At 67.0% G+C, this 6,419-nt stretch carries 6 protein-coding genes; 3 read left to right on the plus strand and 3 right to left on the minus strand.

Annotated elements, in window-relative coordinates:
- Positions 1 to 98: 98 nt before the first annotated feature.
- Complete coding sequence (locus AC5P7X_RS13760; RefSeq protein ID WP_188248882.1) at positions 99 to 533, plus strand: PepSY domain-containing protein; 435 nt, start codon at positions 99 to 101, stop codon at positions 531 to 533.
- A gap of 83 nt (positions 534 to 616) precedes the next feature.
- On the opposite strand, the gene AC5P7X_RS13765 is transcribed toward AC5P7X_RS13760, so the two are convergent.
- From AC5P7X_RS13765 to AC5P7X_RS13775, 3 genes are all read right to left on the minus strand, one after another.
- Positions 617 to 1,096: a hypothetical protein gene (locus tag AC5P7X_RS13765; protein ID WP_014038776.1), complete on the minus strand. Its 480-nt coding sequence runs from the start codon at positions 1,094 to 1,096 to the stop codon at positions 617 to 619.
- Positions 1,097 to 1,221: 125 nt separating this feature from the next.
- Positions 1,222 to 2,430: an NAD(P)/FAD-dependent oxidoreductase gene (locus AC5P7X_RS13770; RefSeq protein WP_346607389.1), complete on the minus strand. Its 1,209-nt coding sequence runs from the start codon at positions 2,428 to 2,430 to the stop codon at positions 1,222 to 1,224.
- 12 nt (positions 2,431 to 2,442) lie between these two features.
- Positions 2,443 to 2,937, minus strand: coding sequence for a lipocalin family protein (locus tag AC5P7X_RS13775; RefSeq protein WP_005419954.1), 495 nt, complete (start codon positions 2,935 to 2,937; stop codon positions 2,443 to 2,445).
- Between the two features lie 182 nt (positions 2,938 to 3,119).
- Between AC5P7X_RS13775 and AC5P7X_RS13780 the strand changes: the two genes are divergently transcribed.
- Together AC5P7X_RS13780 and AC5P7X_RS13785 are read left to right on the plus strand one after the other, a co-directional pair.
- Positions 3,120 to 3,368 (plus strand): hypothetical protein, encoded by a 249-nt coding sequence (locus AC5P7X_RS13780; RefSeq protein ID WP_005419952.1) that lies wholly within the window; start codon positions 3,120 to 3,122, stop codon positions 3,366 to 3,368.
- 89 nt (positions 3,369 to 3,457) lie between these two features.
- The gene (locus tag AC5P7X_RS13785; RefSeq protein WP_065186534.1) at positions 3,458 to 5,878 is read left to right on the plus strand and encodes a DUF3772 domain-containing protein; all 2,421 of its coding nucleotides are present in this window, start codon (positions 3,458 to 3,460) and stop codon (positions 5,876 to 5,878) included.
- Positions 5,879 to 6,419 lie beyond the last annotated feature (541 nt).

Here is a 6,419-nt window from a genome sequence, read left to right on the forward strand (position 1 = left end):
CAGCCGGCTAACAGCCACGGCTAAGGCGCTGTTAGCCGAGGCATGCATCGTGGCGTTGCCGGGATGGTCCGGCTACGAACACGAACAGGAGACCCCCCATGTTGAAGTCGCTCACCCTCGCCACTGTTGCCCTGCTGGCCATCGCACCGACCGCACAGGCCGCACCGCTGGGCATGGCCCAGGTCGAACAGACCCTGCGCAAGGCCGGTTATACCCAGATCCACGAAATCGAACGCGATGATGGCCTGTGGGAGGCCGACGTGAGCCGCGCCGATGGCCGCTTCAGCGAGGTCTACGTGGACCCGAAGACCGGCGAGATCTTCGACGAGCACAACGGGCGCGCGCTGTTGACCACCGAGCAGGTGCTGGCACGGGCGCAGTCGCATGGCCTGCGCGAGATCCATTCGCTGGAACGCGATGGTGCGACCTGGTCGCTGGAAGCCCGCAATGCCCGCAACCAGAAGGTGGAGGTGCGCCTGAGCGGTTACGACGGCCGCATCCTGCACAGCGAGCGCGATGGCTGGCTGGATTGACGTTGGCCCATGTAGAGCCGAGCCCATGCTCGGCTTTGCGGCCAACCGTAGCCGAGCATGGGCTCGGCTCTACAGGAGCTGGCTTACCAGCCGTACGGCGGTGGGTAATCCCAGCCGGGGCCGCGGCCGTAGTAGCCGCCATACGGGCCGAAGAAGCCCGGGCCCTTGCCTTCACTCACATGGATGTTGAGGTTGACCCCGTGGGTCTTGCCTTCATCGGTGGTGTAGTTCTTGCTGAGGTTCAGCGTGGCCGCGTTGTAGTGGCTGTTGCCACCGTTCTTGGAATAGCCGATGCCGGTGGTGAAGCTGCCGGACACCTTGACCTTGTCGTCGGTGACGTCGGCGATCTTCGCGTCGTCGTGCACGCGCGGGCCGCTCTTGTCACCGTAATAGGTGCCGGGCGGGTCCTGCTGCAGGGCCGGGTCGTTGAGATAGCGCATCGGCGCCTGCGGCAGCGTCAGGTCCAGGCCGGCAGCCTGCGGCGCGGTGGCGCCGGCGGCGGACTGGGCCAGCACGGTTCCCGGCAGGGCCAGGCACAGCAGCAGGGTCAGGGGGCGGATCATGACGGCGCTCCAGCGGACAGGTGGCCACGCAACACGCGGCGGTACAGGCCGACGCTAGCAGGGGTTGCTTGAATGATGCCTGTCGGCGCCGGATCGGGGTAGAGCCGGCCACGGCCGGCTGCAGGTCACAACCGCCCGAACCCGAACAGCCCTTCCAGCGCATGCCTGCGCCGCTCGATCCGGGCGCGCAGCAGTTGGGCGCCGATCATCGAATAGGTGATGCCGTTGCCGCCGTAGGCCATGGCGAAATGGACCCGCGGCCCCCACTGCGCGTGCGGGCCGAAGAACGGTAGGCCGTCGGCGGTTTCGGCGAAGGTCCCGGCCCAGGAGAAGGCCGGCACCGGGTCCAGCCGTGGGAACCAGTGCAACAGCTGTTTCATCAGCTTGTCGGCCTTGCGCTGTACGCGCCGGTCGCGGCGGGCGGGGATATCGATGGCGTCGTCCAGCCCACCCACCAGCAGGCGGCGGTCGCCGGTGGCGCGCAGGTACAGGTACGGGCGTGCGCTCTCCCACACCATCGTGCGCTGCAGCCGGCCCAGCGTGTCCGCATCGATCGGGTCGGTGATGAAGGCGTAGCTGCTGCGGTTGCGCGCGACCCGCTGTTCAAGCCAACGCTGGTTGGCGTAGCCCATGGCCAGGACCACGTGGCGGGCACGGACCGTGGCACCGGCCTCGGTCATCGCGGTTACGCCCTGCGCGCCAGGCTTGAGCGTGTGCAGCACGGTGCGGTCGTGCACATGGCCGCCGCGACGGCGCACTCGTTTGAGCAGGCCGTAGGTGAGGCAGTAGGGATCGACCCGCGCCGCCTGGCGGGTCAACAGGGCGCCGCCGGCATCCACGTCGAAGCGTTCGCGCAGGGCTTCGCGGTCCAGCCAACGCGCGTCCAGTCCAATATCACGGCGTGCAGCTCCTTCGGCCATCAGGCGCGGCACGTCGCGCCGCCGGCTGGCCAGGTACAGGCTGTCCATCTGCCGGAAGTCCACCTCCTTCAGCCCGCGTGCCACTTCGGCCAGTGCCGGGATCGCGTCGGCACAGGCAAGGTAGGCCAGGGCGGCGGCATCCTTGCCATAGCGCTCGGCCAGTTCCAGCAGATGGGTATCGATCTCGTACTGCAACAGCGCGGTGCTGGCCGCCGTGCTGCCCCAGCCGATGTCGCGCTGCTCGATCACCGCCACCTCGTGGCCGTGGGCGGACAGTTCGTCGGCGATCAGCGCACCGGTGATGCCGCCACCGACCACCAGCACGTCGCAGCGCAGATCCTGCTCCAGCGGGGGAAAGGCCTGCAGCAGTCCGTTGCGCACTGCCCACCAGGGGTAGCCACTTTTCAGGTCCATGCGTGGTCGTGCTCAGGCGGTGGGGTGGCCGGTATGCGGGGTCTGGATCAGTTCGGACAGATCGAAGCCCTGCAGGCGGGCCGCGGCCAGATAATGGTCCTGCACGGTCGCGTCCAGGCGTGGCTCGCGCGCCAGCAGCCACAGGTACTTGCGATCCGGGCTGCCGACCAGCGAGACGCTGTAGTCCGGGGCGACCTGGATCACCCAATAGTCGCCCTTGGCGAACGGCAGCCAGCGCAGGCCCTTGGGCAGGAAACTGACCTCCAGGCGCGCGCTGTCGTTGTCGACGGCGCAGGCCTCGCCGGTGGCCTCTTCGATCTCGCCGTCCATGCGGCAGCGGTTGGTGACGCCGACATTGCCGTTGTCGAGCAGGGTGTAGTGCGCCGACACATCGGTGCAGCCTTCCGGCTCGTGGCGCATCGGTAGGCGCGCGATCTCGTACCAGGTGCCCAGGTAGCGCGGCAGCTTGAGGTCGGCGACGGTCTTCAGCGGCGGGTGCTCGGTCATCGGTCATCGTGGCAGGGGCGGGCCTCCACGATGCCGATGGGCTCGCCATGGGCGGGTGAAGCCGGGGCGATGGCCGTGTCCAGAACGATCCGTCGCCGCTGCGACGTGCCTGTTGTCACCGGCATGGCGGTATCCTGCCGCCAGCGCCGTGTTTTCCTGATCCAACCAAGGTGGAGGTGCCGATGTACCAGGTGATCCTGTTGAAGAGTGAATCCGCGTTCGCACGCGAACAGTGGCCGCAGGTCGATGATCTGGTCGACTACGAGGGCGTCAGCTACAGCCTGCGAGCCGGCCCGCGCCAGCCACTGCCGACCGACCACGAGTGGCACCCGGTGGCGGTATATGCGCCCGATGAGATCACCGAGGAAGAGTTCCAGGACTGGTACGCGCTGCAGCAGCCGACCGTGGAAGAGCTGCGCCTCAAGTACTGATACTGCTGCGCGTCCCCCATCCGTCCTTTACCGCCTCTGCCGTATAGTCGCGCGCAGGCGCGGTGGTCCGCGCGAACCGGTGTGGCTGCGTGTCTTCTTTCCTGCGATCGATCCGTGCACGAGGGCCCTGGTGGGCCCTGCTGCTGTGCACCGCCTTCCTGCTGTCCGCGCCGGTGCTGGCGCAGGAGGAGGACCCCACGCCCAAGCAACAGCTGGCGGACATCGATTCGCGGTTGAAGGATGTCGAGCGCAAACGTGGCGATGCGGAAGCCACCGAGACGCTGGCGATGCTGTCCGAGAATGCCTCGCAGGCACGGCGTGACGCCGAGGCACTGGAAAAGGCACTGCAGCCCCAGCTGGATCGCATCAACGAGCAGCTGGCGCAGCTGGGGACGCCTGCCGAGGGCACCACGGAGCCGCCGGAGCTGGCAGCGCAGCGACGGGCCATAACCAGGCAGCGCGACGCCCTGGCCGCGTCGGTAGCGCAGGCCAAGGCCAGTGCCGTGCGTGCACAGCAGCTGGCGGCGGACATCGAGCAGCAGCGCACCGCACAACGTACGGAAGAACTGGGCCAGAAGGTCGCCTCGCCGCTGTCGCCTGCGTTGTGGAGCAAGGTGGCCGAGCGCCTGCCGATCGATATCGCGCGCGTTGCGCCGTTGGCCGAGCAGGGGCGTGACGCGCTGGTGGCCGGCATCCGCACCCATGGCTGGGGCACGCCGTTGCTGGGCCTGCTGGCCGCGCTGGTGATGATGTTCCCGCTGCGGTTGTGGCTGCGCAGGCTGGGGCGGCAGTTCGCCGCGTCCGAGCGCGCACCTGATGGACGACTGCGCCGGTCTGGCCTGGCGATGTGGCTGCTGCTGGTGGGTACGCTGCTGCCCGGTTATGCCGTGGTGGTACTGATGGCGGCGCTGGATGCGATCGATGCCATCGCGCCGCGCTTGCAGGTCGTGGCCGACGGCCTGGAGACCGCCACCTTCCGTGCGGCCTTCATTGCCGCGCTCAGCGCCTGCCTGCTGGTGCCCAAGCGCCCGTCATGGCGGCTGTTGAACCTGGACGACACCGCCGCGCTGAAGCTGCGCAAATATGCCTGGGGCGCGGCGGCGCTGGCCTGGCTGAGCACGGTGCTGGTGGCCCTCGACCAGGCTACGCGCACCAGCGACGTCACCACGGTGGCGTTGGACGGCCTGATTGCCCTGACCTACCTCGGCCTGATCATGGCCATGCTGGTGACCCTGGCGCGCCTGCATCGCCGGCAGACCGCCGAGGCCGAGGCCAAGCTGGAAGCACAGGCCGATGGCGTGGGGGCAACCACGCCCGTGCGCCGCAGCAGCTGGCTGGTACTGGCCCGGGTAGCGGGCAATATCGCGGTGGTGGCGGCCATCGTTGCCACGTTGCTGGGCTACCTGAATTTCGCCAAGTTCGTGAACCAGCAGCTGATCGGCGGCAGCATCGTCGTGCTGGCCGCAACCCTGCTGTTCAAGTTCGTCGATGACCTGAGCACCTGGATGCTCAACGCCGACAGCAAGGTCGGCCAGACCATCCTGCTCAGCACCGGCCTGAGCGTATCGCGGCTGGAACAGGCGGGCGTGCTGCTGTCGGCGGCGTTGCGCACCATCGTCGTACTGATCGCGCTGCTGGCGCTGGTGGCACCGTTCGGCAACATCGGCGCGGTGGTGGAGCGCTTCTCCTCGCTGTTCACCTCTGGATTCGACATTGGCGGAACCAAGCTGGAGCCGGTGCGCATCGTGCTGGCGGTGCTGGTGCTGCTGGCTGGCCTGGCCGTTACCCAGCTGGTACAGCGCTGGCTGACCGACACCTACCTGCCCAAGACCGAGCTGGATCTGGGCGCGCGCAATTCGGTGAGTACCGTTGCCCGCTATGTGGGCATCATCATCGCGGTGATCTGGGCGCTGTCGGCGATGGGCCTGCAGCTGAGCAAGCTGGCATTGCTGGTCAGCGCGCTGTCGGTGGGTATCGGTTTCGGCCTGCAGGTGATCACCCAGAACTTTGTTTCCGGCCTGATCCTGCTGGCCGAGCGGCCGGTGAAGATCGGCGACTGGGTGAAGCTGGGCGACCAGGAGGGTGACATCCGCCGCATCAGCCTGCGATCGACCGAGATCCAGGTGGGCGACAAGTCGACGTTGATCGTGCCCAACTCCGAGCTGGTCACCAAGACCGTGCGCAACATGACGATGGGCAACAACCAGGGCCGCATCCAGATCCAGTTCGCGGTGCCGCCCAGCACGGATGTCGGCAATCTGCGGCAGGCGCTGCTGGATGCGTACACCGCGCACACCAACGTGCTGAAACAGCCGGCACCGACGGTCTACATCGACAGCATTGCCGGTGGCCAGATCACCATCAACAGCTTCGCTTACGTGGCCAGCCCGCGGCAGGTGTACGCCACCCGCAGCGACCTGTACTTCAGCCTGTTGCAGATCCTGGCCGAGCGGAACATTCCGCTGTCGACCCCGACCGACATCCACATCATCCGCGATCCGCAGGAGTAGGGGTTTCTTTGCAGGGCTGCGCCCTGCACCCGCCGAAGCAACGTCAACCGCAAGAGCAACGGCAACAGCAACAGCAACAGCAACAGCAACAGCAACAGCAACAGCAACAGCGTGCATTCCGTGGGATGGCGGGGTGGGTCCGGTTGCGGGAGACGCCGTAAACCCATCCATGGGGGCTTGGCCGCGGCATCCATGCCGCGGACACTCCCGCAACCGGACCCACCCCGCCTTCGACAGTTTTCCGCGATCTGTTGGAAATACCATTGGGGTCAGATCCGTTTTCCTCCGGAAAACGGATCTGACCCCAGATTGATTTCGATATCTCACAAAAGTGTCGACCAAGGTCGACACCTACCGACAGCCGCAGGACTCTGTCAGAGGTGGGGCGGTGCCGGAGTGCGGGGTGTCTGATCTGGCCCCCCGTCAGCGGACGCCAAGAAGCGATACTTTGATCGCACCTGGAGGTCCCTTATGTCCCGTATCACCCGTCGTAGCTACACCGATGAGTTCAAGCACCAAGCCGTGGAGTTGGCCGAGTCGC

It is taken from the genome of Stenotrophomonas sp. YJH_SMC_53 (assembly GCF_059369995.1).

Coding starts and splice junctions, on each gene's coding strand:
- AC5P7X_RS13760 (WP_188248882.1), top strand. CDS start 99: ATGTTGAAGTCGCTCACCCTCGCCACTGTTGCCCTGCTGGCCATCGCA.
- AC5P7X_RS13765 (WP_014038776.1), bottom strand. CDS start 1,096: ATGATCCGCCCCCTGACCCTGCTGCTGTGCCTGGCCCTGCCGGGAACC.
- AC5P7X_RS13770 (WP_346607389.1), bottom strand. CDS start 2,430: ATGGACCTGAAAAGTGGCTACCCCTGGTGGGCAGTGCGCAACGGACTG.
- AC5P7X_RS13775 (WP_005419954.1), bottom strand. CDS start 2,937: ATGACCGAGCACCCGCCGCTGAAGACCGTCGCCGACCTCAAGCTGCCG.
- AC5P7X_RS13780 (WP_005419952.1), top strand. CDS start 3,120: ATGTACCAGGTGATCCTGTTGAAGAGTGAATCCGCGTTCGCACGCGAA.